This is a genomic window from Rhodococcus sp. 05-2254-5 (genome assembly GCF_002258575.1).
Taxonomy (GTDB): domain Bacteria; phylum Actinomycetota; class Actinomycetes; order Mycobacteriales; family Mycobacteriaceae; genus Rhodococcoides; species Rhodococcoides fascians.
The window spans coordinates 1-1,435 of record NZ_NOZG01000016.1; the positions used below are offsets into that span (position 1 = coordinate 1).

Genomic DNA, 1,435 nt, shown 5'->3' on the forward strand with positions numbered 1-1,435 from the left:
TTGCCAATCGTGGTGAGATCGCGGTTCGGGTGATCCGGGCGGCCGCTGATGCCGGGCTGGCCAGTGTCGCTGTGTACGCCGAACCCGACGCCGACGCACCGTTCGTCCGCCTGGCCGACGAAGCATTCGCACTCGGCGGACAAACCTCCGCGGAGTCGTACCTGGTGATCGACAAAATCTTGGACGCGGCCGCCAAATCCGGAGCCGACGCCATCCACCCCGGCTACGGATTCCTCTCCGAGAACGCCGACTTCGCCCAAGCCGTCATCGATGCAGGACTGATCTGGATCGGACCCTCCCCGCAGTCCATCCGCGATCTCGGCGACAAGGTCACCGCCCGCCACATCGCCGCCCGCGCCAAAGCCCCCTCCGTCCCCGGCACCTCCGAACCGGTCAAAGACGCCGACGAAATCCTTGCGTTCGTCGACGAACACGGCCTCCCCATCGCCATCAAAGCCGCCTTCGGTGGCGGCGGACGCGGCATGAAAGTCGCCCGCACCCGCGAGGAAATCCCCGAACTGTTCGACTCCGCCACCCGCGAAGCCGTCGCAGCATTCGGGCGCGGGGAATGCTTCGTCGAACGCTACCTCGACAAACCACGCCACGTCGAAGCCCAGGTCATCGCCGACCAACACGGCAACGTCATCGTCGCCGGCACCCGCGACTGCTCCCTGCAACGCCGCTTCCAGAAACTCGTCGAAGAAGCCCCCGCCCCGTTCCTGACCGACGCCCAACGCAAAGAAATCCACTCCAGCGCCAAAGCCATCTGCCTCGAAGCCGGCTACTACGGCGCCGGGACCGTCGAATACCTCGTCGGCCAAGACGGCCTCGTCAGCTTCCTGGAGGTCAACACCCGCCTGCAGGTCGAGCACCCCGTCACCGAGGAAACCTCCGGCATCGACCTGGTGCTGCAGCAGTTCCGCATCGCCAACGGCGAAGAACTGACCATCACCGAAGATCCCGAACCGCGGGGGCATTCGTTCGAGTTCCGGATCAACGGCGAAGACGCCGGGCGTGGGTTCCTGCCCGCCCCCGGACCGGTCACCACCTTCACCGCCCCCTCCGGACCGGGAGTGCGCGTCGACTCCGGTGTCGAATCCGGCAGCGTGATCGGCGGCCAGTTCGATTCGATGCTCGCCAAACTCATCGTCACCGGAGCCACCCGCGAGGAAGCCCTCGCCCGCTCCCGCCGGGCCCTGGCCGAATTCACCGTCGAAGGCTTGGCGACGGTCATCCCGTTCCACGCTGCGGTGGTCTCCGATCCCGCGTTCATCGGCGACGGCGACTCCTTCTCCGTCCACACCCGGTGGATCGAAACCGAATGGGACAACCAGGTTCCCCCGTTCACCGCCGGGCAACCGATCGACGACGACGAGGCCCTGCCCCGGCAGTCCGTCATCGTCGAGGTCGGGGGCCGACGCGTCGAGGTCTCCCT

At 66.8% G+C, this 1,435-nt stretch carries 1 protein-coding gene; it reads left to right on the plus strand.

The window, feature by feature from the left end; all coding sequences use genetic code 11:
• The coding region (locus tag CH278_RS11020) for an acetyl-CoA carboxylase biotin carboxylase subunit (RefSeq protein ID WP_143536240.1) at nucleotides 1–1,435 on the plus strand (1,435 nt) is incomplete at both ends.